Consider the following 25143-nt stretch of genomic DNA (forward strand, 5'->3'; position numbering starts at 1 on the left):
CGATATGATTATACGTAAAGCATATTTTGTTCTGGCCTTTTTCTTTGCTGTGCTGGCTTCGGCTTCGGATCTCTCGGATTTCGAAAAGTCGCTTACCCAGGGTGCTGGAGACTCCGCCTCGGCGTCTTCGGGCAATTCCTTCGAGCAGTCGCTGATGAGTGAGGACGGCTCCAGCATGTCTTATGTCTATCGTGGGCGCGAAGCGCTTATGCAAGCCATCAAGAGCGGGGATACCGCCGAAATCTCGCAGAAGATTTCTGACCTCGACAACATGAAGACGGACGCTGTTTTCCCCTTGGTGAACATTGAGAAGGAAGTCATCTACATGGACAAGAAAATGTGGCGCCAGCTGCTGCAGCACGAAGTGAACCTTTTCAAGACGTATTACGATTCCATCGAACCACCCGATGTGCAATATGCCGAAAATGACGAACTCATGATTTACGTGAAGGACAAGATTGCCAAGATTGACACACAGTCGACCTTGTTCAGTACGGTATCGAGTCAGATAGAAAGATCGAACCTGCAAGAACACGAGAAGATGGAACTCGAAATCGTCCTTCTGCTTCACAATGCATACTCCATGGGCGCTTACCGAAGAATAGCGGAACTTTCGAAGACGTTCTGCGAAAAGTACCCGGACCATCCCGATGTCCCGTGGATAAAGAAGAGCGTCGCCGCCCCGGCCGAACGCATGGACGTGCGCAAGATGTACTATGCGGAACGTGCCGAACGCAAGGAAGAATTTATTGCGAAGAATTTCTACACCGGTGGATTAGGCGTGAACCTGTTCTTTTTGCCGGGAGGCCTTGCTTTCGGGTTCGATGACATGTACCGTTCCGACCTGTTTGAACCGCAGGATCCGGGCCTTTATGCGGAAATTTATCTGCAGGTAAAGAGGTTCTCGCTGAGTGGTGAAATTCTTGGCTCTGGCGTTACAGGGCTTGCTTCGTATAGCCTGGGCCTGGGCTATGTGGTGTACGATAGCCGTTACCTCAAGGTGCGTCCGTATGCCGCTATAGGTTTTCCAGAATTGATTCTAGATGCGAAAGATGATTTCAAGGGTCCGGCTCGTGGTAATGGCGAGGTAACGGTTTTACATAAAGGGAGTACCGAGAGTGTTTCCGAAGGCATGACTGCTACGCTTGCCGTGAACGTTGATTTCAAGTTCATCACTGCGTTCCTTTTCACTTCGAATAACAAATTCTTTAGCATGTCTCTCGTAGGCAAGTTCGGGGTGTCATACATCGAAGCTGAAGGCTATGCTGTTAATGGTTCTGGCGTAACACCGTTCTGTAACTTTGGCCTCGGGTTCCATTTCTGGTAATCAATATGAAAAAACTTATTGTAATTCTTCTGGTTCTGGCTTCTTTCTGTTTCTCGCAAGAACAGGAAGGCGTAAAAAAAGATATCTACAACACTCCTTCCAAGAAGGAACTCTTTAGCCGTGCGCGCGACGTGTTAAAGAAGTCCCTCGAGAGCAAGGATTTCGAAAGGGCGGGCGAGGCGTACGCCTACTTGCAGGCCAACTTGAACGACGGTGCCCCGCTCAGCATTTTCGAAGAATACCTTATTGACATGGAAATGGGGAAATATGCCGACGGTGTCCGCAAGTACGCAAGCCAGCGCCGCATATTGCTGGATTCCTCGTACACGCCCGAAAAGAAGGACGAACGCTATTACGAGAAGGACGCCCTCCACAAGTACCTTTACGACAAGTTCGACCCGTTCACGGAGGCCAAGGCGGATTCCATGGTGAAGCTCGTCGATGCGTCTGATGTGAGCGAAGAAATCAAGGACCTCTATGCGACGATGATCTATGGTGAACTCACCATCGGTTTCGATTTCTACAAGTTCCGCTCGAACACCTTCATTTATCGCAATGTCCGTGATACCGCACGTGCCGACCAGTTCCTGGAACGTGCAAAATCCTTTGTCGAGAAGAACCCCTACACGGAACATACCGGCTACCTCAAGAACAGTGTTATTCCCTTTGTCGAAAAAATTGTGCAGCGCTTGCGCGACTTCCGCAAGGATCCTCTAAAGCACAAGTACTACACCGGCGGTATGGGTGTGTATGCGGGTTTTTGGGCGGGCTTCTTGACGGGCGACGCTACCGACTACCTCCACACGGAAATGGGGTCGAGCTTCAATTTCGAAGGCTCATTGCAGTGGGGGCGCATCTCGCTTAACTTCTTCTATAATTACGGGCTTATAAGCAGGCCGGCGGATTATCAGTGGGATGATTACGAAGACGAACTGATTGGGCTTACGCTGGGCTTTACCGCCTTCGATTCCCGTTTCGTGAGGGTTGAACCGTTTATCGGCTTTGCTACCTACGATTTTATGTGTGCCGACGCTAGCTCCAATGTCTTTGTTCTCGGTCTCAATACGGATGTTCGCCTCTTTGTCAAGAAACCGCAACATTACGGCGGTTTCGCGTTTGCCCTTGTGGCGCGTCTCAAGTACCAGGCGAATTTCGGAACTCTCGATTACTACGAACGCGGCATCATTGATGATTCGGAAACGGGTAAGGATATTGAAGCGGGATTTGTTGCCCACCAGTTCGGCATAAACCTTGGCCTGTTCCTCTGGTAGGGCGTGTTTCTTTTCTTCACTCAATAAACGAAAAAGACCTTCATTTGAAGGTCTTTTATCGCGGGATAGACGAGGCTTGAACTCGCAACCTCCGGCGTGACAGGCCGGTGCTCTAACCAAAATTGAGCTACCACCCCAAATCGTTTCCGATTTTCGGTAGTGGGCGATAACGGATTCGAACCGCTGACATTCTGCTTGTAAGGCAGACGCTCTGAACCAACTGAGCTAATCGCCCGGAATTTTAATCCTGCTTGTCCTGCTTTTTGCCGGTGAAGAGGATTCCGAGGGGAATCACGACCATGTAGGCAACAACCAGGATAAGGGGTGCAACCGTGAGGCTGACCGGATTATCTGCAGGGCCAGTGGCGAGGCAGAGGAATCCAATAACGAGCAGTAAAACGCCGATGGCAATAAGAATGATATTCTTTTTATTCAACATTTACTACGTCCTCTTGATTACGTGCCAAATATAAAAATATTTCCCTTGTTGTCAACCAAAAATAAAGAATGCGGGCGAATTTTTGCCCGCAAATGACTTAGTATTCCTGTAATCCCTCGTTGTCGACAGGTACGGGTTGGGGCGGAGGAGTTTGCTCTTGCCTTACGGCCTTGGGCTCGTTGGTTCCGTTATCCCATGCGCTCCCGTTGGACTGGAACGGGGAGGTGTTCCAAGCGTCGCCGCCAGCAAAGCCTCCGTTGTATTTTCCTTGCTCGTTGACAATCGGGTTCGAGTAGTCGAGCGGGATGTAAACTTGATCCGGATAAGCCTCGTATACGTAGAGGGTAACGAAGTAGGTCAGAAATCCCCAGAGTATGGAAGAGGTCGTTATCTCGCGCTGGATGCTTGTTCTTCCGACGACGTTGCCGTTTTTGACCGCTTCGAGTTCAAGCGTGTGGGGCGTCCCACGCTGCGGAATCTTGCAATCCTGGCTATCTTCGCAAAGCAGGATCCCGTCACCGTAGACCTGGTAGCTCCTGCCGTCAGTCGTCTGAATATGAGTCTGACTTAGGTAGCAACCGCTAAGCGATAACGCCAAGACCGGAAGGATGTATTTTGCGATACGCACGATTGAACCTTAGAAACCGTAACCGAACTTGAGATCGAACATGAAGCCCTGGAACAGTTTGCTGGATTTATTTGGAAGTTTCTTGCTGTAGCCGCCGGTGTAGTCGTTCCAGACATCTTCCGAGACATATTCTTTCGGCTCCTCAAGCTTGTAGAAGTCCACGAAATACTTGACCTCGAAGAAGAGCGCAATGGAGCTTGCTCTGTTGAACATGATGCCTGCACCGCCGTAGGCTCCGACACCGGAAGAGGTATAGGTGTAGGTATCCGTTCTGTCTTTGGTCGTGACACGGTTTCTTTTGACACTGTCGTCGTATTCAGAACTGGTGTACGGATGCGTAACGTCGGTGTTGAAATCGACGGAAGAGAGGTTGAGGCCGCCACCAATGTAGGGCGCAATGAACTTGCGGCCGAACGGGTAGTGGATGGAAATGCCGATGTCTGCATAGCTATAGCGGTTGTCTGTTCCCATTCCCCAGAAGTTCGCATCGAGCCCGATGAGGAGGGTCTGGGTATCATACATGCCGAACAGATTCACACCCGGTGTCATTTCTACGATGGGGGAGAGCGGAACCATACCTCCAATACCGATACCAAAGTAGGAGTTCACCTTCTTGCGCTTCGGGAGCTTGGTCTCGTTCTCGGTGACATTATAGATATCCTGGTCGGAAGTTGCCTTTTCGCGGGTGCCGATATTACGTGCTACACGCTGAATAATGGGGTCGAAATCGTCAGGATTGGCAGCCTTGAGGCGGTCTGTCCAGATGGGAGCGTCTTGCGATGTGGAGTACAGTTTGAAGGAGAGGATGACGCTTTCACCAAGTCGGGTGAATTCCGCGATGATGTACTTGGAACAACCTTTCGCGACCGCCTTATTCTTGACAGTTTCCTGTTTTTCGATGGTAACGCTATCCTGGGCAGAGCCCTCGATGAGGATGAAGCGGCCGTCATCTTCGATGTAGGTTTTCATCAGTTTCATGGCGGCGATGCCGTAGTCGCTGTGGATGTTCGTGGTACCGACGGGTGCCATGTATACCTTTTCAGCGGCAAAAGAACTGATAGTCAAAATCGCTGCAAATAGTGCTATGTGTTTAATGAGAGTCTTCATGTTGGTTCTCCTTGTCTTTGTATTCAAATATATAAAAACGGAGATAAAAAGGATAACCTTATGGCCGAAATGGTATGATAAGGTGATTTTACGGCTTATATATCGACAAAAGGTGTTTTTTGGGGGATGAGCAAACTTAAAAGGTCCCGCTTTTGCGGGACCCTTTGAACATTATTTCTTCTTTTTCTTGGTTTCGAGCCATTCGTCGAAGGTGATGCTACGGTCGAGAACTCCATCCGGAGTGAGTTCAAGCACGCGGTTTGCGACAGTTTGAACAAACTCATGGTCCTGCGAGCAGAAGATGATGGGGCCCTGGAATGCGGTGAGGCCGTTGTTGAGGGCGGTAATCGCTTCAAGGTCCAGGTGGGCCGTCGGTTCGTCGAGCAAGAGGCAGTTTGCATTGCTGAGCATCATGCGGCTGAGCATGCAGCGCACTTTTTCGCCACCGCTGAGCACATTCGCGCTCTTGAGGGCTTCTTCGCCGGTGAAGAGCATGCGGCCGAGGAACCCGCGAATGAAGGTTTCGTCCTGTTCCTTGCTGTACTGGCGAAGCCAATCCACAAGGGAAAGGTCCGTGCCGAAGTAGGCGTCGTTGTTCTTCGGGAAGTAGCTGTAACTGATGGTGTTGCCCCACTTGAGCACGCCATCGGGGCACTTGGTCTCTTCGGCAATCAGCTGGAAGAAGGCTGTCTTGAGTGTGTCGTATTCGCCGACGAGTGCTACTTTGTCCCCATTATTGAGACTAAAGTTAAGGCCCTTGCAGACGATGCCGTCACCGCCGTCAAGGTCGGCGTTCTTGACTTCGAGCACGATCTTGCCCGGTTCGCGGTCCATCTTGAAGTTGACCCACGGGAACTTGCGGCTCGATGCCGGCATTTCTTCGACGGTCATCTTGTCCAAAAGCTTCTTGCGGGATGTAGCCTGCTTGGCCTTTGCTGCATTGGAAGCGAAGCGGCGGATGAACGCCTTCAGTTCTTCGATCTTTTCTTCGGCGCGGCGGTTCTGGTCCTTTCTCTGCTTCTGGGCCAATTGGCTCGCTGCGTACCAGAATTCGTAGTTGCCGCCGTAGAGGTTGATCTTGCCGTAGTCGATATCGCAGGTGTGCGTGCAGACCGCATTGAGGAAGTGACGGTCGTGGCTCACCACGATGACGATGTTCTCGAAGCGTTCGAGGTAGTCTTCGAGCCAGCCGACGGTTTCCAGGTCAAGGTGGTTCGTCGGTTCGTCGAGCAAAAGGATGTCGGGGTTGCCGAACAGCGCTTGGGCGAGGAGCACGCGGATCTTTTGTCCACCGTCGAGGTCGGCCATCAGGCTGTAGTGGAATTCTTCGGGAATGCCGAGGCCCTTCAGGAGCACAGCGGCGTTCGAGTCGGCTTCGTAGCCGCCGATTTCGCCGAAACGGGTCTCGATTTCCATGGCCTGCATGCCCTGTTCTTCCGTCATTTCGGGCAGTGCATAGAGTTCGTCGCGCTTTTTGCCCAGCTCGTAGAGTTCGGGGTAACCCATCATGACGGTTTCGAGAACGGTGTTCTGTTCGTAGGCGAAGTGGTCCTGCTTGAGGACGGCGATACGTTCGCCCGGATCCTTGCTTACCTCGCCGGTGTTGGGTTCGAGTTCGCCAGAAAGGATCTTGAGGAAGGTAGACTTGCCGGCGCCGTTCGCGCCGATGACTCCGTAGCAGTTGCCGCGCTTGAAGGAGAGGTTCACTTCCTTGAAGAGGACGCGGCTACCGTATTGAAGACTGACATTAGAGACGTTGAGCATGTATTATATAAATAGGGTTAGGCTTGGTTTGCTTTTTCCAGTTCGCGGGCGTTGATGATGAGCATCTGCAATCTGTTCTCGATGTTCGCGAAGCTCGTATCCGGATCGTAGTCGAGGGAGAGGATCTGGATGTGCGGGCAACGCTCCTTGACGGCCTTGGTGAGGCCGCGGCCACTGATGTGGTTGGCAAGGCAGGCGAACGGTTGCAGGATGATGTGGCTGTTGATGCCGTGGCGCGAGTTGTACAGGATTTCGCCCGGGATAAGCCAACCTTCACCGGTGTTGTAGGTGGGGTCGATAATCTCGGTGACGTAGTCCTTGAGTTCGTAGCAGTCGGCATGGTGCTCGTAGAGCTTGAACTTGTGCATCGACTTGCGGGCAGTTTCCACGGCGTGCGTGTAAACCCTTGCAGTCACGCCGCCTTCGACGCGGTCCATGAGCGGGTTGGCGGAGAAACCGCGCTTGATCTTTTCGGCGCGAACCACTTCATCGACGCGGAAGAAGTCTGTCATACCGGGGAGGTAGACTTCCATGCCGTTGTTCATCAGGTAGTTCTCGATGAACCCGTTCGCGCTTGGGTGGTAGTTCATGAGGATTTCGCCGAGCACGGCCACGCGCGGCTTGCGGATGCCCTTCTTGCGTTCTTCTGTAATTTCGACGCCGTTGAAAGCCTCGATGCACTGCTCGAAGACTTCGATGAGCTTGGAGGGGCGCACCAGCTGGGCGGTGGTCAGGTGACCGGCCACTGCGATGACCTTCGGCATCCATTCGTCATAGACCTTCTGGGTGTCGCCGGCATTGACTTCGTAGGGGCGCAGGGCGCGGTACATGATTTCGATGGCGTCCATGGTCACGAGGCCCCACAGCATGTGGAGGCGGAAGTCGAGACCCAGCTGGAAGCCGGGGTGCATGCCCTTGTAGTCCACGCCTGTCGTGATGATGGTGACGTCCTTGAAGCCGGCTTCGTCGAGGGCCTTACGGGCAAGCACTGCGTACTGCACGGCACGGCAGTTTTCGCAGTTCTTGGCAAGGCACATGGAGACTTCGTTCTGCGGCACGTTGGGGTGATTGACGAGCCACTTGAGGGCTTCGCCGATGTTCACCTGGCAGGGGAAGCAGATATCGTTGTGGACGAACTTTTTGCCGAGCTCGATGGCTTCCTTGTCAGCCACGGGCAGGTATTCGGCAATGTAGCCTTCGCGCTTCATGTATTCGCTCGCGAGCACGGTAAATGCGGGCGAGAGGTTCGGCGTCAAAATGCGGCGGCGTTGCTTGTCTTCGGCGACGAACGGCGTGTGGTACAGCGGTTCGTTGCTTTCGGGCTTGTCGGGGAGGTTTGCCGCACGGCGTGCCTTCACCGTCTCGATAAAGCTCTTGATGCGGATGCCCACCGGGCCGCGGGCGTCACCTTCGTCGAGCTTGAGCATGAGCATTTCCTTGTTGGAATCGCGGTGCATCATGCGCAGCATTTCGTCGGTCAAGATGGAATCATGGCCGCAACCGAAGCTCACGATCTGGGCAAGTTCGATGTTCGGGTCCTTGGCCGCGATCATCGTGGCGCCAATCATGCGTAGGTGGAAGGTGTTCTTGATTTCGATACGGGTGTGGCTCGGCACATCCTGGTCGTACACGCCCGGGAGTGACTCGGTGGTGAGCACTGGAATGCCCATCGCCGTAAAGTGACTTGCGATGTTGTGGTTGATGAGCATGTCCGCATGGTACGGGCGGCCCGCAATCACGACAGCGAAGGTGTTCTGGGCACGGACATCGTCGAGAATCTTCTGGCCTTCCTCGAGGAGCGTGGTGCGGTAGCTCTGGAGAGCCTTCTCGCCTTCGTCGACGGCCTTGTTCAAAAGCTTCTTGTCGAGTTTCCAGTTCTCGTGGAACCAGTCGACGGTCTGGCTGCGGCGGAGCTTCGTGTTGAACCAGTGGAAAATCGGCTGGTCCATCGGCACGCCATAGTTCTTCTCTGGCTCGTCGGTGTTCTTGCAGACGTTGGGGTAGGCCTGCACCACGGGGCACACGGAGGTGGCGGTAAACTTGGTGTGGTCGCTCGGGATGGCAATCATCATCGGGAAGAAGATGCGGTCGACCTTCTTTTCGATGAGGCTGAGCACGTGGCCGTGCACGAGCTTGGCCGGGAAGCACACGGTGTCACTGGGCACGCTGTGGAGGCCGGCTTCGAACATCTTGTAGTCGCTCTGGCGGCTTACGACGACGGTGTAGCCGAGGCTCGTGAAGAACGCCTTCCAGAAGGGGAGGCTGGCCCAGAATTCGAGGGCGCGCGGGATACCGATGGTCTTCCCGTTGTTGGGGGCGAGCTTTGCCGGGGCATAGTCCTTCACCAGAAGCTGGTTCGTGCGCTTGATCATGTCAGGCACGGCGAGCATCTTCTTGTTGATTTCGGCGATGAGGGCCTTCGTCTTCGGGTCGTTCGGGTCGGCGGTGACTTCACCGCGTTCGCAGCGGTTGCCGGTAACGAAGCTCTGGCCGTCACTGAAGGTGACGATAGTGCGGGAGCAGTGGTTGGTGCAGTACTGGCAGAGCTGACCCGGCTGGTTGTGCCAGCTGAAGGTCTTCATGGCCTCGAGGCCGATGAAACTCGACTTGAGGTCAGGATTTTCCTTGCGCTTCTCTTCCATGTACTTGCGGGTGAGGAGCGCGATACCGATGGCGCCCATTTCGCCCGGACGTTCGGGACGGATGGGCTTAAGGCCGGTGTACTGCTCGAAGGCGCGGAGGACCGCGTTGTTCTTGAAGGTACCGCCCTGGACCACGACCTTCTTGCCGAGGGTGTTCAGGTTACGGATGCGGATGACCTTCGTAAAGACGTTGTTGATGATGGAACGGCAGATACCCGCGATGATGTCTTCGGGCTGCTTGCCGTCGCGCTGTTCCGTGATGATGGAACTGTTCATGAACACCGTGCAGCGGGAACCCAGCTGGGAGGGGCTCTTGGCGTTGAATGCGAGTTCGGCAATCTTTTCCATCGGGATGCCGAGGCTGCGGGCGTACGTTTCGATGAACGAACCACAACCCGAGGAGCAGGCCTCGTTCAGGATGATGCCGGTGACCACGCCGTCCTGGACGGAGATGGCCTTCATGTCCTGGCCACCGATGTCGAGGATAAAGCTTACGTCGGGGCAAATCTTCTGGGCGGCGTTCGCGTGGGCGACCGTTTCCACCGTATGGTAGTCGGCATGGACGGCCTTGGCGAAGAGCTGTTCACCGTAACCGGTAGTACCTACACCCAGAATGTTGAGCTTTACGCCGTATTCTTCGTAGCGGTCAGCGAGTTCGTTCATGGCGCGCTTCAGCACGGCGAGCGGTTCACCGTCGTTGCTTGCATAGAAGCCGTCGACCACGTTATCCTGCTCGTCGAGGAGTACGAACTTGGTGGTGGTGGAACCGGCGTCGATACCGAGGTACACGTTGAGTTCGGTACCGGAGGCAGGCTGCGGGTAGTGGTTATCGGCCATCTTGTGTTCTTCGAGGAACATCTTGTATTCGGCATCGTTCTTGAAGAAGAGGTCGGCGGCAGCCTTGGCCTTGTTTTCGGCCTGGCGGATTTCATTAAAGTGTACGAGGGCGTCCAGGGAGCCTTCCATGCGGTATTGGCATTCCTGGTCGGCGAACATGGACCCGAGCGAAAGGGCTGCACCCATGGCGACGAGCACTTCGGAGTGTTCTGGCACAATAGCCTGCTCGTCGGAGATGCCCAGACGTTCCTTGAAGGCGCGTACGAGAGTCGGGTTAAATGTGAGCGGGCCACCCTCGAAAATCACGGGCGGCTTGATTTCCATGCCCTGGGCGAGGCCACCGATGGTCTGCTTGGCGATGGCGTGGAAGCTCGAGAGGGCGATATCTTCCTTGGCGATGCCGTTGTTGAGCATCGGCTGGATGTCCGTCTTCGCGAACACGCCGCAACGGCCCGAAATCTCGTAGACCTTCTGGCCGCGCTTGGCAAAACCTTCGAAGGCTTCTGTCTTGATACGGAGGAGTTCGGCCACCTGGTCGATAAATGCGCCGGTACCGCCCGCACACACGCCGTTCATGCGCATGTCGCTGGCGATGAGCTTGCCGGTTGTTTTGTCTTTTTCGAAGAATACGACCTTCGCGTCCTGGCCGCCGAGTTCGATGGCGACGCGCGATTCGGGGTAGGTGGCGCGCACGGCGAGGGCGTTTGCCACCACTTCTTGTACAAAGAAGGCGTGCGTGGCGTCGGCGAAGGGCTGGCCACCGCTACCGCAGAAGGCGACCCTGAAATTCTTGTCCGGGAAGAGCCCGTGGGCCTCCCGCAGCACCTCGAAAACCTTTTGCGCCTGCATGGCGTTGTGGCGCTGGTACGTGTAATGCAAAAGCTTGTTGGTCTCTGGATCGACAACCGCAATCTTCACGGTGGTGGAACCAACGTCCACGCCGACCCATAAATCGTTCTTCATATTGCTCATAGTGGGCGTAAAGATAGAAAAATTGGGGTGGGTCTAATTGGCAAACGGGGCCGTTAAATGCCAAAATTCGCAAAAAAAAGGATTGAGTTTTTTTGTTGACATCTGCATCGACGATTGCTATTTTTTATTAAACAAACTCACAAACCTTTCAGAAGGAGAATTCTATGAAAAAATTGGCCGTGCTTGCCATAGCGTTTGGCTTTGCCTGTGTACCTTCGTTCGCCCAGTATGACGATGATTACGGCGATACCCCCCGCCGCAACCGAAGATGACAGCTACTCTACAGAGGAATCCACCCAGGCTGAACCCGCCGAAGAAAGCGTGTCCGCCGCTCCTGCCGCGGAAAAGTCTTCTGAAGATACCGACTACCAGAAAATCCGTCTTGGCGGCCATATCGGTGTCGGCGTGGGCGGTCTTGGCGACCTTACCGGCGTTGGCGGCTATGTGGGCGGTTCCCTCCGTTACTACATCAACAAGCAGTTGGCTGTCGCTCCCGAAGTGAACTTCATCTTCCGCTATTTCTATGAAACCAGCGACCGCGTTTCCCTTGGCAATGGCTACGAATACGAATATGAACAGGGCATCTCGCAAATCCTCATGGACGTGCCCTTGCTCGCCCGCTACGAACCGCTTTCTTTCCTCTACGTGGAAGGCGGCCTCCGTCTTGCGTTCTGCCTTGCCGACATGTTCTCGGCGCAGTACAACTACTATGATTCCTACGACAACGAGGTCGATTACGCAAGTGATCTTGTCGCCGCCGAAGACATTGAGACCAGCAGCGTTTATGTGTCGCTTGTTCTCGGTGCCGGTGCGCAGTTCCACCAGGGTGGCCACGACATGAATGTCGGCCTCCGCTTCATGTACGACTTCAACAGCGTAAGCGATGACGTTAAAGACAAGCCGAGCGCTTGGAACATCCAGCTTTCGATGACCTACCTCCTCTAGTGTAGGTCCCGTTGAACGGCAAGTCGGCCCGGCTTCTAGCCGGGCTTCTTGTTTTTAGCGGGTTTCTTTTTTTATATTTCGCTCCGATGAACTATCTTGCTCTTGATTACGGTGAGCATCGTGTCGGAGTCGCTTTTGCCGATTCCGAGTTGCGTATGGCTTTCTCTCGCGAAACTATTGACCAGAAGACGACAAACTTGTTTGTAAGGCTCGATGAACTCGTGAAGATAAACAAGATTGACGCCTTTGTAGTGGGTATGCCCTATCACCCCGATGGTCGTGCCGATGGCAAGAACGTGGTTGTAGAAAAGTTTATCGAGGATTTGAAACTACGATTCCCGGGGTTACCTGTATACACGCAGGACGAGTCGTATTCCAGTGTTCAGGCGCAGGAAAAGACGTCTTACTTTAGCAAGAAGAAAAAACAGAAAAATAAGGCGGTGATTGATCAATTGGCCGCAGCGATTATTCTTCAGAGATGGTTAGATGAAAATGGCTAGAATGCGCTAACCGTTATTTTTTCTTTTTGTTGCGAGTTCGTTCAATATAAGACTGGTATTTCATCTTTTCTGCAGCTTCGCGAATGGGGGCTGCATTCTTTTCGTATGCGGTGGAAAACTCTTCCCAGAATTCAGATGGATTCTTGTATAGGACCTTGACAACGTTGTAAAGGTCAAAGGTTATGGGCGTCTTTTCGCCTTTTTCCCATTTTCCCAATGTTGTTCTCGAAACGCAGGCGTTGTTGCTGATGTACTGTTGGGAATAGTCTAACTTATCCCGTCGCGCCTTTATGACATACGCGAGAGTCTCGTCAAAAATACGTTCCTCTTCAGTTTTCAGTTTCACGGAGGGTAATTCTAGGGAAATAATCCTTCGTTTTGTGATAACATATGTTATCCATTTTCTGTAAAACTTGTAAAATATTTGTTACGTTTGGTGTAGGCTTGTTAAATCGTAGAAGAGGCAATATTGCCTAGCATTATTATTAGAGAGTGCGTTTTTAATTATTTTTGCGGTTAAAAACAGGAGATTTTATGTCTGTACAAGTGATGGTTAATGGTATTCCGGGCAACATGGGTCGCATCGTGGCCGAAACATGCGTGGCCCGTGGCTTGGAACTGGTCCCGTATTCCCTGACGGGTGAGATTATCGTGGAAAACGAATCCGTAGTGGCGGGGAAGACCATCCAGCTCTTGAAGCCCTCTAACCGCGAGGAACGCATCGGTGAAGTGCTTGCAAAGTATCCGAACGTTATCTGCATCGACTACACGCACCCGTCGGCCGTGAATGACAACGCCGCTTTCTACGTAAAGCACAAGATTCCGTTCGTGATGGGTACCACCGGCGGTGACCGTGATGCGCTTGCGAAGCTCGTGGCCGATGCAAACCACCCGAGCGTTATTGCCCCGAATATGGCAAAGCAGATTGTCGCTTTCCAGAGCATGATCGAGTTCCTGGCAAGCGAGTTTCCGTCTGCATTCGACGGCTATAAGCTTTCCGTGGTCGAGAGCCACCAGAAGACCAAGGCCGACACGAGCGGTACGGCCCGCGCGGTCGTGGGCACCTTCCAGAAGATGGGCTTTGCCTACACGCCGGACGATATCGAGAAGGTCCGTGACGAAAAGGAACAGATGGAACGCATGCACGTGCCCGAGGAATACCTCGGCGGTCACGCCTTCCACACCTACAGCCTCGACAGCGCCGACGGCACCGTTCATTTCGAGTTCCAGCACAACGTGTGCGGCCGTAAGATTTACGCCGAAGGCACCGTGGACGCCGTGAACTTCCTCGCCGAGCAGATTGCCGCCGGTACCGCCAAACCCTTCAACATGATGGACGTCCTGCGCTCCGGAAAGATGAGGTAAATGCGTTCTTATATCCTCCGCCGCCTGCTTTTGATGATCCCGACTCTTATCGGGATTTCGCTGGTGTGCTTCATCCTCATCCAGCTCTTGCCGGGTGGCCCTGTGGAGGAAATGATTTCGCGTGCGCAGCAAGCCGCCGCCATGAAGGGCGGGGTAGATGCCTCCAAGGCGCTCTCGCCAGACCAGATAGCCCAAATCCAGGCGTACTTCGGTTTTGACCAGCCGGCCTGGAAGCGCTATCTGACCTGGCTCTGGAACGTGCTGCACTTGGACCTGGGTTCAAGCTACACCTACGGCCTCCCGGTCTGGGATGTCATCGTGAGCCGCTTCCCGATTTCGCTGTTCTTTGGTATCACGTCGTTCTCTCTGAGCTACCTGATCTGCATCCCGCTTGGCCTCTGGAAGGCTGTGCATCACGGGAGCAAACTCGATTCGCTTAGCTCGGGCGTGATTTTCTCGGGCTACGTGATGCCGGGATACGCACTCGGTATCTTGCTCATCATCTTCCTTGCGGGCGGTTCGTACCTCGATATATTCCCGCTGGGGGGCCTTACGAGCGATGATTTCGAAGAATTTAGTTTGTTTGGGAAAATTGCGGATTTGGGCCACCATCTAGTATTGCCTATCTTCTGCTACATGATTGGGGAATTCGCGTTCCTCACGTTCCTCATGAAGAATTCCGCGCTCGAGGAACTGGGTAAGGACTATATGCGCACGGCGCTCGCGAAGGGAATGAACTTCAACCAGGCACTGGTGCGCCATGCGCTCCGTAACGCGCTTATCCCGATAGCCACGCGCCTTTCCGAAATTTGCACCTTGATGTTTGCGGGGGCCCTCCTTATCGAGAAGGTCTTCGATATCGACGGCATGGGTCTCCTCTACTACAACTCCATGGTGAACCGCGATTACAACGTGGTCATGGGCATCATCTTTCTGAGTAGCCTTATGGCGATGGTGGGGCGCCTCTTCAGCGACATCCTCTATACGCTCGTGGATCCGCGCATCAAGTTCTCGTAGTAGTCATTAGTCGTTAGTTGCCGGTTACCAGAAATTGTAAAGCACCGATGGTGCTTTTTTTTTATAAAAAAACTTGCGGCCATTAACTTTTTTCTCCTGTCTTTTTTATATTACGTAACATGAGTAACGAATCCCTGCAAATTTCTCCTGTTATCAAAGGCTATCTGCTTTCCCGCGGCTATACCGAGAATTTTACCGTTTCCCCGATTGCGGGTGCGGGTTCGGGTCGCCAGTATTTCCGTATTTCCGAAGAGAAACTTTCCTGCGTCTTGCAGGTGTGTGCCGAGGTCAATGACGATTTCCGCCATTTCGTGGATTATTCCAAGACTTTCCGCAACTACGGATTACCGGTGCCGCAGGTCTTTGCTGTCGACGAGACGGCGTGCCAGGTGCTTCAGGAAGATTTGGGCAAGCGTAACCTCCTGGACGAGGTGGCCCCCGTGAACGAGGGCGTCCGTTCGGGCAACGAGAGGATTCTCTACCCGACGGTCATTGACGCGCTTGTCAAGTGGCAGGAAGCCAGCCAGGCCATCTTCAGTTCGCATACGGAACTCTGGATCCGCCGCTTCGATTTTGCCGCCCTCAAGTGGGAGACGGATTACTTTACGGATAATTTCCTGAAGGGGCATTGTGGCCTGAAGGAAATTCCGCAGTGTGTCAAGAATTTCTTCTCGCTGCTTGCGGTCTCCGTGGATGCGCAGCCCAAGCTGCTCATGCACCGTGACTTCCAGAGCCAGAATATCATGGTCCGCCCGAATTCCGAAATCGCCTTCGTGGATTTCCAGGGAGCACGTCGAGGGTCTGCGTTCTACGATATCGCAAGCCTCCTGTGGGACCCGTACGTGAGCCTGCCGGTATCGATGGTGAAGGACTTCTTCGAATACTGGCGCATGCAGAACAAGCGTGTGCAGGCCTACACCAAGGAAGATGCCTGGGAAAGCTTTATCCATGCGAGCTTGCAGCGCGTGATGCAGGCGCTCGGTGCCTACTGCTTCCTCAGCAAGGTGAAGGGTATCCAGAAATTCGAACAGTACATTGAACCGGGCACGCGCCAGCTCAATGCTCTGCTTGCGGAATTCAGCCTGATTGTCAAGGCGACTGAACCGGAAGCCATTGAATTTATCAAGAAAACCTTGGTATAATCGCATATACTTGTTTTTGGAATGGAGTGGCAAGTGGACGGTATGGTTCCTGTCTATACGAAATTGTATAAATCGACCGTGACCTTCAATGAAGCGCTCGGGTATGCTTATGATGCGCTTGTCCATGCGGCTTCGTTTGATGCCATGGGTGCATGGAAGGCTTTATCGGAACGCGTGAAGCAGGGAATCTATATGGGCGAGGGGCTGCTTTTGCCGCATACCCGCATTTCTGGGCTTCCGCAGCCCCTGATGGCTTTTGCTGTTTGCCCGGCAGGTTTTTCGGGAATCGAAATCCGCAATAACGAAAAGGCTCAGTTCCTCTGCGTTCTGCTTTCACCGATGGAATCGGCGACAGCGCATACGCAGGTCATTGCGGGAATGGCAAAGCGGTTGCTCGATCCGGAATGGAAAAAGAAAGCCCTCGCCGTGATGTGCGACGAGGACGTTAAACTTCTTTTTTAAGCCCGCTTGATTTTTACCACTGCACCGAGCCTGTAGCATAGGCACGGTACCCTTCGTAGTCTCCGAAGTAGCGCGTGTAACCTGTACGGAAACTTATCCAGTGCCAAGGGGTAAGCCCGATGGTCGCACCGATTTCAGTGTATCGCTTGGTGGTTTCGTCGTTGAGGAAATCCTTGTCAGTGGCGTCAAAGGGGCCGTGAATATCCGAAATGTTTCCGCCGAATGCTGTGTCTTTTGCGACACTGCTTGCAAACAGGGTGGCGTTGATGAATTTGTATGTAGCACTGACTTCGGTGTGGATTTCCTGGCTGTTGGGGCCAAGGTCGCTACCTAGGCTCTGGGCATAACTTGCATAGGTGTAGCCGCCGCCCTTGTGATGCGTGTAGACCCAGGGCTCGACTCGCGTGTATTCCGTGAACATGTCTAGCCTGACGGGGCCCACGTAGATGCTGTCGCGGGCAAAGCCAATCGTTGCGGCCCACTTGTTGCCCCACCAGCTGTCATCGAACATGCTCGTTGGCGACTTCATGTCGTCCCAGAGGAGTTCTCCGTAGAATTCCCAGTGTGGGAGGGTGCGTACACTCAGGTCGAACGCAAGCGATATATTGTCCTGGTCGCCTTGCAGGTGCTCCTGGAACACGTAGGGGATGAACGGGATGACGTATGCCCATTCGAAATGGCGGTCTGCGCTGTCGGCGTCGGCATTGGGATTGGTGTGCGCCAGTTCCGTTGTGGAACCATATAGCGATGTTTCGGAAAGGCCTACCGTTATATTCTTGGGAAGGTGTAGATCGAGCCTGTGGGCGTGCAGGTATTTTGCCTTGTTCTTTACTTCGAATAGCCTTGCCGCATATTGCGTATATTCGATGGGGCCAATCTCAAATCGGTAGCCGAAATAGGGCGTAGGTGCAGGGTCGGCGATTCGGCTCGAGGAATCTTGCCACGGACGGTAGAAACTGTTTTCGCCACGGAGTATTACGTGGTTCCTACGTGCGGGGCCGAATTCGATATAGTCGAAACCGGCGAGGAGGGTGAGCGGCTTGAGGGTGTAGTCCATCTTTGCGGTAAAGAGGTCCCATGTACGCCTGCTCTCGCTCTGCTTGTTATAGGGAATGCCTTCGCTTGGGTTGTAGAAGTTATCGCTGATGTCCCGGTTGGTGAAGTCGGTGCTCACCTTGACAAATGCATCGAAATGGAGCGATTGCGTAAAGTACCCGTCGAGGAAAAGGCGGACGGACATGTCGTTGTCGTAATGTGTCGGCGCATTCGTGAGGTTCGTGATGGCCAGGGAGTCCATGAGTTGGCCACGGATGTTTACGAGGTATTTCTTTGAAGAATCCTTGAATGCAAGGTGCGTTACGGCGGGATCGCCACTATGGTTTGCGGCGAAACCTGCGGTGGCAAAAAGGCTAGTGGCAAGGGCCAGGAGGGCGGCCTTGCATGCAGTGGACATCTTGAAAAATTTCATGGGCGTTACCATAGTGCTGCCTTCATCAGGGTAAAATGGTGCTTGACGTAAGCGCGGGCCTGCTTGCCGCCCGGGCAGAAACAGCGGGGGAGGCTTGCCGCGATGCGGACAAGGCTCCGCGTGAACCTAAATGATTTCGAAAGTATGAATCCGCGGAAACCGAAATGCTTCTTGAACACGTACTGCTGCGCGCGGTCGTGCTGCAGGGCGCGTCTCGTATTGCTCTGGGCGGAACCTCCACCTAGGTGGGTCAGCGCTACGTCGCCGGCGACATAGAACCTTGTGCCGAGACGGCGCGCGCGAAGGGCCAGGTCTGCATCTTCGTAGTACATGAAGATCTTTTCGTCGAAAAGCGTGCCGCCTGGATTTTCTTTGCAGAGGGCATCGTAGAGGTCTTTCCCGAACATCCAGCATACCGCCGAGGTCCAGTGGACTTCGGCGAGGCTGCCCTGTGCCGTTTGCGTGGGAGTCCCCTGCAGGATTTTTGCGGCGGAGGCTTCGTTTCGGAAGGCGTTCTTGAAAAATGCGATACTCCCGATTCCCTCGGGCCCGAGCCCTGCGAAATAGTTGGGCTGCTCGCTCCCGTCCGGATTCTTGACGGTGGGCGCTACGACGGCGAACTTGCCGCCTTCGCCCTGTGCGAGGCTTTGGCTTTTTTCCCAGGCGTTGCGCAGTTGCGGAATTGTCTCAGGCTGTAGCCTTGTGTCGTTATTCAACAGACAGATGGAATCGAATGCTTCGCCGTCTTTAATCAGGCCGTTGAGTGCAAGGTTGTTGGCCGCCCCGAATCCGATGTTCTTCGGGCTTGCGTACAGGTGTACTGCCGGGAATTCCCTGCGGATGTTTTCGGGTGTGCCGTCAGTGCTCGCATTGTCGGCGACGGCCACGACAAAATACTCGGAATCGTTCAGTTGCGCCGCCAGGTCGTTCAGGCAGTTCCGGGTCATTTCCCAGCCGTTGAAGGTCACGAGGACTATGGCAGTTCTTTCGCTCATGATTTCTTCCAGATTTTTTTTGCGAGCGGAAGCCCGATGGCGGTAAATAGAACTTTCTTGATTAGGGCGCATGCCGGAACGCTTTCGAAAAGGACATTCCTGTTGGCGAAAATCCACGGGATTTCAAATGGCATGAAGCTGCTGCTTAGGCGCTTTTGCGAAAGGGAGAGCAGGTGCTTCGTGAAAACGATTTCGTCGGGTGAGAGCGAGAGCCGATCGCTGTTGGCGATAATCATCTGTAGCCAGCGGACCTGTATTTCGAGGGTCTTGCTCATTGCCGGCGCGGGCTTGCCGCCTACGGCATTTGATTCGTGCAGGCGGTACTGCACGACGGCATCGTCAATCGCCTTGATTCCGCCGTTCCTCTCGGCAATCATCGCAACCCAGCGGTCGTGAACGGTCACGTCTTCTGGAATGGGGAGGATCTTGTCGAGAAGTTCCGCCCTGAAGAGCGAAAGGCAACCGGTGACATTGTTGATGCCTGCGATTTGGGCCTTGAGCGGAATAGATTTCTGTATGAGCGCTTCTTTGCGCCAGGAGTCGCGGAGGATTTTCCCGTCCTTGTCGATGACTTCGGCATCTCCGAATACGAGCGCGCTTTCGCCGAGGAGCGATTCGAGTTTTTCGAGTTTGTCTTTTTTCCAGACGTCGTCCTGGTCGGCAAGCGCAATCAGATCGCCTGGCTGAACGTATTGCCTGGCCTGTTCAAGCCCGGTGGCAAATGCCTTGCGGTGACCGCCGTTCTGTTCTTGCCTGAAAATCTCGAGCGGGAGTTTTCCCTTGAAGGATTCGAGTATCTCGACGCTGGAATCCTGCGAGGCGTCGTCGATGGCGATGACCTTGTCTGCTGGGCGGCTCTGGCCTACAAGCGACTGGAGCATTTCTTTTAGAAAACGCTCTCCGTTGTAAGTGGCAAGCACGATATAGATGCGGCTCATTTCAGGCACCCCTCGGCAAAAAGCTTTTCAAAGATGCGGGAAACGTTTCGCTTGAAGTCATTGTCGGTGCGGTCGAGGAAAAGGCGCTTCTTTAAATCCTGGAATTCGGCCTCGTTCCAGTTCTCGGCGTAGTGCAGGATTTTTTCGGCGGCATCGCCAGCGGAGCCTTCCTTGAAGAGCATCCAAGGGGGCAGGATGTAGTCTTCTGTGTACTCGGCGTCGGCGACAAGCACGGGGCACCCGCACTGGAGCGCTTCGAACAGCACGATTGGTCCGCTTTCGAAGTGTGACGGAATCAGGAGCAGGTCGATGTCCTTGATGAGTTTTTCCTGCACCTTTTCCGGAGGCATCCAGCCCGTGAATTCGACAAGGTCTTCGACGCCCTTGTTCTTGAGCTTTTGGCGCAACGCACTTTCGTGCGTACCTTCGCCGATAACCGTGAAGCGCACGTCGGCATTCTGTTCCTGGAGCAGGCGGGCGATTTCGGGCAAGATGTCGTGCCCCTTCTGTTCGAAGAATATGCGACCGACGATGGCGATGTTCAGGGAAGACTGCGGTTTTCTAGGCGGTGCCGAGATATCCCATGCAAGCGGGTTCAGCAGCGTTTCGACATCGCTTTTTACGAACCGTGCCATAAGGCGCTTCTGGTATGGCGAATTTACAATCCAGCGGTCTACCTTGCTGTAGATTCTATTGGCGAGGATATCGCGTATCCATCCCAGGTTTGCATGAGTTTCCTTCTGGGTGAAGGCGAGCGGGAGGTAGGATACCGTAGGGATGCCCAGCCGTTTTGCTGCCCACAGTCCGGGCAGGCAGCGCTCAATGTTGCCGGGGCAGAGCACCAGGTTCTGGACGCCGTTCTTTTTGAACAGTTCTTCGGCCTTCTGTGTCTTTCCGCCGAATCGGTCCCGGATAATCGGGAAGGGCGTTTCGGAATGGTAGGGGAGCCTAACCTGCTTTACGCATTCGGGGAGGAATCCTGCAAACTTTTCGCACGAATAGAAGAACGTGACATCGTTCGTTTCGGCAACGATGGAGGCTATCCTTGCAGAAAGGATTTCCTGGCCGCCCCATTCGGGAGCGTCGCTGTAGAAACTAATGGATTTCTTGCAGGTAGAAGACATCAATTGTAATATAGAAAGTTGCTATATTCTAGACGATGGCGAAAAAAAAAAAGGTCCTTTTTGTCTGCGACAAGAACGAACGCACGAGTTTTGGTCGGTTGACCATAAACTTGCTCGATGCCGTACATGAAAAGTATGATGCCCACGTGCTTTGGCTCAAGACTCCGAAGTTTTTCCCTGATGATGCCGTTGCAAAAAAGTCTGCCCCGGTCCCGGTTGCAGATGCCCGCGGGTTCACTGCGCACGAAATCTGGGCGAAATCGCTTTACACGGGTTTTTTCACGTTTCCTTCCGCCTTCCGGAAGATCCTTCGCGCTATCAAGCCGGATGTGGTTTTCTTTATCCGCCCTGAGTTGGGGTTTCTTGTCAGGGAATCGATTGCCGCGACTTGGGATGCAACGACCATAATGTTCGTGCACGACACGTTTGCCGAGACTCTCTACCCGCATAGCATCAAGTTCAAGCTCCTGAACATGTTCTTTGTCCGCGGGACACTCTGTGCGGACGGCTTTGTCTACAATTCGAACTGGACGCGCCAGGAAGCGGCCAAGTATTTTGGCAAGAAGATGGCCGACGCTCCTGGGAAGGTTATTGGCTGCCCGATCGATTCCGCGTTGTTCAATGCGCCGGAAACTCCCGTGACGAAGGAGGAACGTGCCGCATTCCGTAGAAAGCATGGAATGCGTAATTTCCAGGGCATGTGCCTGAACGTGAGCCTTGATGAACCGCGCAAGAATATCGATACGTATTTCGAGATGGCACGCTTGCGGCCCGATGTGGCCTTTGTGCGTGTAGGCAAGTTCTCGGATCGCTTGCGCGCGATAGTGAACGAGAAAAAACTGTATAACGTGTTCCATTTTAACGAATTCAGCGCTGTGGAATTGCGGGACTTTTATCGCCATGCCGATTTGATGGTTTATCCGAGTTTCTTGGAAGGCTTCGGGCTTCCGCCTATCGAGGCGATAGCTTGCGGCACGCCTGCGGTGTGCGCAAGGGCATCGGCGGTCGAGGAAAACCTGGACGGTGTATGCCCGCTGGTAACGCCCGCCGATGATGCGGAAGCCTACGCTCGCGTGTTGGACCGCGTACTTGCCGGCGAGAATGTCGTTGACGATGCTGCCGCCTGCAAGCTTCTTGAATACTGCTCCATGAAAAGTTTCACGGAACGAGTGGTTGAGTTCCTTGAAACTCCCGGCTTGTAATGCGCCGGGATTTTAGGGTTTCAGAAAAGTTCCGCTAGGAAATCGCTCTTGAGTTTGCTCAGGAGTGTCGCCTTGTCGCGTTTTTCGAATATTTCCTTGCGTTTTTTCCAGATAAAGTAAGAGACCTTCGGGTTCTTTACGAGGAAGCGTAAGTTGTGCAGAATCCCGAACGACTTTACAAGCGCATAGGCGAAGTGCTTTGTTGCCTTTGTGCCGGTTTCGGAAAGGTTGCCCGTGGTATTTGCTACCAGGTATGGGACGGAGAACATCTTACCGCCGGCATGGAGCATGCGGAATGCGAAATCTGCGAACATCGTGCTTTGGGTAAGCGTGTCGTCGAGCCTGCCGGTGCGTTGCATGATCCTGCGAGAAAAGACTGCTAGATACGGGTACGGTGCTGCGACAAAACGCATTTTTGCGTTCTCATCGAGCATCTTTAGGCCGGTCTTTTTATCCAACGCGTAGCCTGAAAGGAATTTGCCTGCGGCGGTATCGTGTATGCGAGGTGCAAACGCGTCGACCATCGGGAAACTCGAAATGCACTCGGCGAGGTCGTTTAGGAATTGCCGGTCAATCGCGATGGACCTGTGTGCGAATACGATCCATTCCGCCTCACTGTTTTCGAGGTTCGAATTCAGGTTGTTGCCGTAGAACCATCCGAGTGCATCGTCGGTAAACGGTGGGGTGAAGGGGTGATTTTCTTGGCTTGGATCTTCTGTGGAATCCCACACGAGGACATCGAATTGCCGCATTACAGACCCAAGCGCAGACCGATGCGGTGTTCTACCCCGAGCCCTTGAGCGAGGTACGAGAAGGCGTAGTCGATGGAAAACATCTTGCTAGTGTAGCCAAGACCGGCGCTCAGCATGCGGGCGTATTGCGATTCGTCAGGACGGCTGTTTGCCGAAATGAGTTGCTTGAAGTCGCGTGTGATGTCAAGCCATGCTCGTGTAAAGCCTGCGCGTATAAAGAAATTCTGGCCTAGAGCGTATTCGCCTGCGAGTGCAAATCGTGATTCGGCGAATCGCGGAAAATCACTTTCAGTCATGATAGTGAGTCGCGGCAGGATGACTGGCCTGTAGTACAGTGAAATGCCGAACAATTGCGACATAGGGTAGAAATCGTCTTCGCCGTCGTCGATGTAGTCGCGCAGGAGCATGCCGAAGTCCCTGGCAACGATTGCTGCACCGAAAATCTTACTGTCAGATTGCCAGGATATGCCCCAGTCGAATGCGGCGCCCATTGCCATCCTGTCGCCCTTATCGTCGGTGAGCTGTTCTGCTGCGAACTTGATGGTCGCGCCCACGTTGATGTGGGTCATGGCGTACGAGACGGTTGCCGTAGCGAGTTGGCTTAAAGGATTGTATTCCTTGCCTGTTTCCAGTCCGTACTCATCGTAGCCGGTTATTGTTCCGTAATCAAGCCAGTTGTACGAAATCTGGTACAGGAAATTTCTGTAACTCGATGTGTACGAGATAGAACCCTGGTTATCGGCCATTGCGCCTGTTTGCCAGTGGATTTCACCAATACGTTTCGTTCCGTCCGGCAAGCGGAGTGCGGCCGGATTCAACTGCACTATGGTCGGGTCGTTCGTGGGGTATGCAGATGCGGCTTTTTCGAGCGAGGCGTTACGCGGACTGTCGAACGTGCTCATGAACGAGAAGACTTCCTTGCCTTGGTCGTTCTGCGAAAAGTATGCACTCGCGCACGTAGGGAGCATCAGACTCCATAACACAAGTGACAAAACTCTTCTTTTAAAGTTCATGTGGTAAATTTACAAAAAAACGAAAAAAAAGACCCACAACCTTTACAAAAAAATCGATTTTTAATATATTTGGAGCGCTCGGGCTATTAGCTCAGTTGGTAGAGCAACGCCCTTTTAAGGCGTGGGTCGAAGGTTCGAGCCCTTCATAGCTCAGTGAAAATCCGGTTCCGTAGTTTCGGGATCGGATTTTTCTTTTACGCGTCTCCTTACTTGCTCTCGTGCTTGCTCATGCAGTGGAGGCTTCCGCCTTCTTCGATGACGGTACGGCTGTCTAGCCCGATGACGAATCTTTCGGGATATACGCTTTCGAAATACTTCTGCGCGATAGCATCGTTCTTGCACTTGTATTTCGGGTAAATTAATCCGCCATTCACGAAGATGAAATTCATGTAGCTCGCGGGGAGAATCTGGCCGTCTTCGAGTTTCCTCTGCGGGGGGAGTGCTAAAGTGTCAACTTTGAAATTCTTGCCGTAGAACGCATTGAGCCAAGTCTCGATGAGGTACTTTGCCTCTGAGAGAACCTTTGCGTTCTTCGATTTCATGTTGGAATCCCAGGCCATGACGAGTCTGTTCTTGGATACGAATCGCGCGACGTTGTCGATGTGCCCGTCGGTGTGGTCGCCGTTCAGACCGTGGGGGAGGATGAGCAGGCTCTTGAGGCCGAGCGTTTCGCAAATCGACTTGATGACCTTGGAAAGTTCTTCCTGCTTGTTGCGGTTCTTGCCCACGAGGCAGTCGAGCGTGGTGATTCCGAGTCCGTCACCGTTCACTTCGATGGCGCCACCTTCGAAAATGTAGGGAATCTTTTTCCCTTCTTCGTAACCGATGGCCTTTGCTATGCGGGCGGGAATCTGGTTGTCGTTTTTCCACGGAGGGAACTTTGCGCCCCAGGCGTTGAAAACGGCTTCGGAAACGACGGTCTTGCGCCCTTTTTTCACGAAGAACGGGCCGTAGTCACGGATCCAGATATCGTCTGTCTTGATGACGTGAAAGTTAACAGGGAATGCCGTGCCACTGAGTGCATTCATTTCGGCTTCCGTCAGGAACGTCTTGTTTGGAATAAGGACGTTCACCGGCTGGAAATCGCTGATGGTGCGGATGAGGTCGATATAGAACTTGCGGATCTTGATGCCGCGTTCGCCATACCAGTTCTGCTTGTTGTGCGGGAAGGAAAGCCATGTCGCCTTCTGGTCCTCCCATTCTGCCGGGTAGCGGATTGTTGCTAAAGCCATG

At 53.5% G+C, this 25143-nt stretch carries 22 protein-coding genes and 3 tRNA genes; 10 read left to right on the forward strand and 15 right to left on the reverse strand.

The annotated features are described in order from the left end of the window. Window positions 1–4 precede the first annotated feature (4 nt). Both B7994_RS05325 and B7994_RS05330 read left to right on the forward strand, forming a co-directional pair. Window positions 5–1327, forward strand: coding sequence for a hypothetical protein (locus tag B7994_RS05325; protein ID WP_088637431.1), 1323 nt, complete (start codon window positions 5–7; stop codon window positions 1325–1327). A gap of 5 nt (window positions 1328–1332) precedes the next feature. Continuing rightward, on the forward strand, window positions 1333–2598 hold the full coding sequence (locus tag B7994_RS05330) for a hypothetical protein (RefSeq protein WP_088637432.1): 1266 nt from the start codon (window positions 1333–1335) through the stop codon (window positions 2596–2598). Window positions 2599–2659: 61 nt separating this feature from the next. Here the strand turns inward: B7994_RS05330 and B7994_RS05335 are convergent. The 7 genes from B7994_RS05335 to B7994_RS05370 all read right to left on the reverse strand — a co-directional run bounded on the left by B7994_RS05335 (window position 2660) and on the right by B7994_RS05370 (window position 10987). Continuing rightward, a tRNA-Asp gene (locus B7994_RS05335) sits at window positions 2660–2735 on the reverse strand. A gap of 23 nt (window positions 2736–2758) precedes the next feature. Continuing rightward, a tRNA-Val gene (locus tag B7994_RS05340) sits at window positions 2759–2833 on the reverse strand. Window positions 2834–2839: 6 nt separating this feature from the next. Further along, window positions 2840–3037 carry a hypothetical protein gene (locus tag B7994_RS05345; RefSeq protein ID WP_088637433.1) on the reverse strand — a complete coding sequence of 66 codons (198 nt, stop codon included), beginning with the start codon at window positions 3035–3037 and terminating at the stop codon, window positions 2840–2842. Window positions 3038–3134: 97 nt separating this feature from the next. Next, window positions 3135–3635, reverse strand: coding sequence for a hypothetical protein (locus tag B7994_RS05350; protein ID WP_088637434.1), 501 nt, complete (start codon window positions 3633–3635; stop codon window positions 3135–3137). A 39-nt stretch (window positions 3636–3674) separates the two neighbouring features. Next, window positions 3675–4772 carry a hypothetical protein gene (locus B7994_RS05355; RefSeq protein WP_144063764.1) on the reverse strand — a complete coding sequence of 366 codons (1098 nt, stop codon included), beginning with the start codon at window positions 4770–4772 and terminating at the stop codon, window positions 3675–3677. A gap of 171 nt (window positions 4773–4943) precedes the next feature. Beyond that, window positions 4944–6536: an ABC-F family ATP-binding cassette domain-containing protein gene (locus B7994_RS05365; RefSeq protein ID WP_088637437.1), complete on the reverse strand. Its 1593-nt coding sequence runs from the start codon at window positions 6534–6536 to the stop codon at window positions 4944–4946. A 17-nt stretch (window positions 6537–6553) separates the two neighbouring features. Further along, on the reverse strand, window positions 6554–10987 hold the full coding sequence (locus B7994_RS05370) for an acyl-CoA dehydratase activase (RefSeq protein ID WP_088637438.1): 4434 nt from the start codon (window positions 10985–10987) through the stop codon (window positions 6554–6556). 228 nt (window positions 10988–11215) lie between these two features. Here B7994_RS05370 and B7994_RS05375 point away from each other — a divergent pair, with 228 nt between their 5' ends. After that, entirely contained in the window at window positions 11216–11932 is a 717-nt protein-coding gene (locus B7994_RS05375) for a porin family protein (RefSeq protein ID WP_144063765.1), read from the forward strand. A gap of 86 nt (window positions 11933–12018) precedes the next feature. Further along, on the forward strand, window positions 12019–12432 hold the full coding sequence (ruvX, locus tag B7994_RS05380; RefSeq protein ID WP_144063766.1) for a Holliday junction resolvase RuvX: 414 nt from the start codon (window positions 12019–12021) through the stop codon (window positions 12430–12432). A 13-nt stretch (window positions 12433–12445) separates the two neighbouring features. Here the strand turns inward: ruvX and B7994_RS05385 are convergent, their stop codons facing one another. Further along, a complete protein-coding gene (locus tag B7994_RS05385) occupies window positions 12446–12778 on the reverse strand; it encodes a helix-turn-helix domain-containing protein (RefSeq protein ID WP_158213081.1) in 333 nt (110 codons plus the stop codon). Between the two features lie 188 nt (window positions 12779–12966). Here B7994_RS05385 and dapB point away from each other — a divergent pair, with 188 nt between their 5' ends. The 4 genes from dapB to B7994_RS05405 all read left to right on the forward strand — a co-directional run bounded on the left by dapB (window position 12967) and on the right by B7994_RS05405 (window position 16418). Continuing rightward, on the forward strand, window positions 12967–13797 hold the full coding sequence (gene dapB, locus B7994_RS05390; protein WP_088637442.1) for a dihydrodipicolinate reductase: 831 nt from the start codon (window positions 12967–12969) through the stop codon (window positions 13795–13797). Next, window positions 13798–14814, forward strand: coding sequence for an ABC transporter permease subunit (locus B7994_RS05395; protein ID WP_088637443.1), 1017 nt, complete (start codon window positions 13798–13800; stop codon window positions 14812–14814). A gap of 119 nt (window positions 14815–14933) precedes the next feature. Continuing rightward, complete coding sequence (locus tag B7994_RS05400) at window positions 14934–15956, forward strand: aminoglycoside phosphotransferase family protein (protein ID WP_088637444.1); 1023 nt, start codon at window positions 14934–14936, stop codon at window positions 15954–15956. A gap of 21 nt (window positions 15957–15977) precedes the next feature. Beyond that, a complete protein-coding gene (locus B7994_RS05405; protein ID WP_233143059.1) occupies window positions 15978–16418 on the forward strand; it encodes a PTS sugar transporter subunit IIA in 441 nt (146 codons plus the stop codon). A gap of 13 nt (window positions 16419–16431) precedes the next feature. Here B7994_RS05405 and B7994_RS05410 read toward each other — a convergent pair whose 3' ends face one another. The 4 genes from B7994_RS05410 to B7994_RS05425 are packed head-to-tail and all read right to left on the reverse strand — an operon-like array spanning window position 16432 to window position 20943. After that, window positions 16432–17871 carry a hypothetical protein gene (locus B7994_RS05410; RefSeq protein ID WP_158213082.1) on the reverse strand — a complete coding sequence of 480 codons (1440 nt, stop codon included), beginning with the start codon at window positions 17869–17871 and terminating at the stop codon, window positions 16432–16434. Between the two features lie 20 nt (window positions 17872–17891). Beyond that, window positions 17892–18881: a glycosyltransferase family 2 protein gene (locus tag B7994_RS05415; protein ID WP_158213083.1), complete on the reverse strand. Its 990-nt coding sequence runs from the start codon at window positions 18879–18881 to the stop codon at window positions 17892–17894. Then, a complete protein-coding gene (locus B7994_RS05420) occupies window positions 18878–19819 on the reverse strand; it encodes a glycosyltransferase (RefSeq protein ID WP_088637446.1) in 942 nt (313 codons plus the stop codon). Before B7994_RS05420 ends, B7994_RS05415 begins: the two co-directional genes overlap by 4 nt. Continuing rightward, complete coding sequence (locus B7994_RS05425) at window positions 19816–20943, reverse strand: glycosyltransferase family 4 protein (RefSeq protein WP_088637447.1); 1128 nt, start codon at window positions 20941–20943, stop codon at window positions 19816–19818. The genes B7994_RS05420 and B7994_RS05425 overlap by 4 nt, the downstream gene beginning before the upstream one ends. A 35-nt stretch (window positions 20944–20978) precedes the next feature. On the opposite strand from B7994_RS05425, the gene B7994_RS05430 reads away from it, so the two are divergent. Continuing rightward, a complete protein-coding gene (locus B7994_RS05430) occupies window positions 20979–22145 on the forward strand; it encodes a glycosyltransferase (protein WP_088637448.1) in 1167 nt (388 codons plus the stop codon). 20 nt (window positions 22146–22165) lie between these two features. Here the strand turns inward: B7994_RS05430 and B7994_RS05435 are convergent, their stop codons facing one another. Continuing rightward, the gene (locus tag B7994_RS05435; protein WP_088637449.1) at window positions 22166–22897 is read right to left on the reverse strand and encodes a hypothetical protein; all 732 of its coding nucleotides are present in this window, start codon (window positions 22895–22897) and stop codon (window positions 22166–22168) included. Further along, entirely contained in the window at window positions 22897–23865 is a 969-nt protein-coding gene (locus tag B7994_RS05440) for a hypothetical protein (RefSeq protein ID WP_233143061.1), read from the reverse strand. Before B7994_RS05440 ends, B7994_RS05435 begins: the two co-directional genes overlap by 1 nt. A 125-nt stretch (window positions 23866–23990) precedes the next feature. Between B7994_RS05440 and B7994_RS05445 the strand changes: the two genes are divergently transcribed. Next, window positions 23991–24063 (forward strand) — tRNA-Lys (locus B7994_RS05445). 53 nt (window positions 24064–24116) lie between these two features. On the opposite strand, the gene B7994_RS05450 is transcribed toward B7994_RS05445, so the two are convergent. Then, window positions 24117–25142 carry an agmatine deiminase family protein gene (locus B7994_RS05450; RefSeq protein WP_088637451.1) on the reverse strand — a complete coding sequence of 342 codons (1026 nt, stop codon included), beginning with the start codon at window positions 25140–25142 and terminating at the stop codon, window positions 24117–24119. Window position 25143 lies beyond the last annotated feature (1 nt).

Origin of the sequence: Fibrobacter sp. UWR2 (assembly GCF_002210285.1) — a bacterium.
Taxonomy (GTDB): domain Bacteria; phylum Fibrobacterota; class Fibrobacteria; order Fibrobacterales; family Fibrobacteraceae; genus Fibrobacter.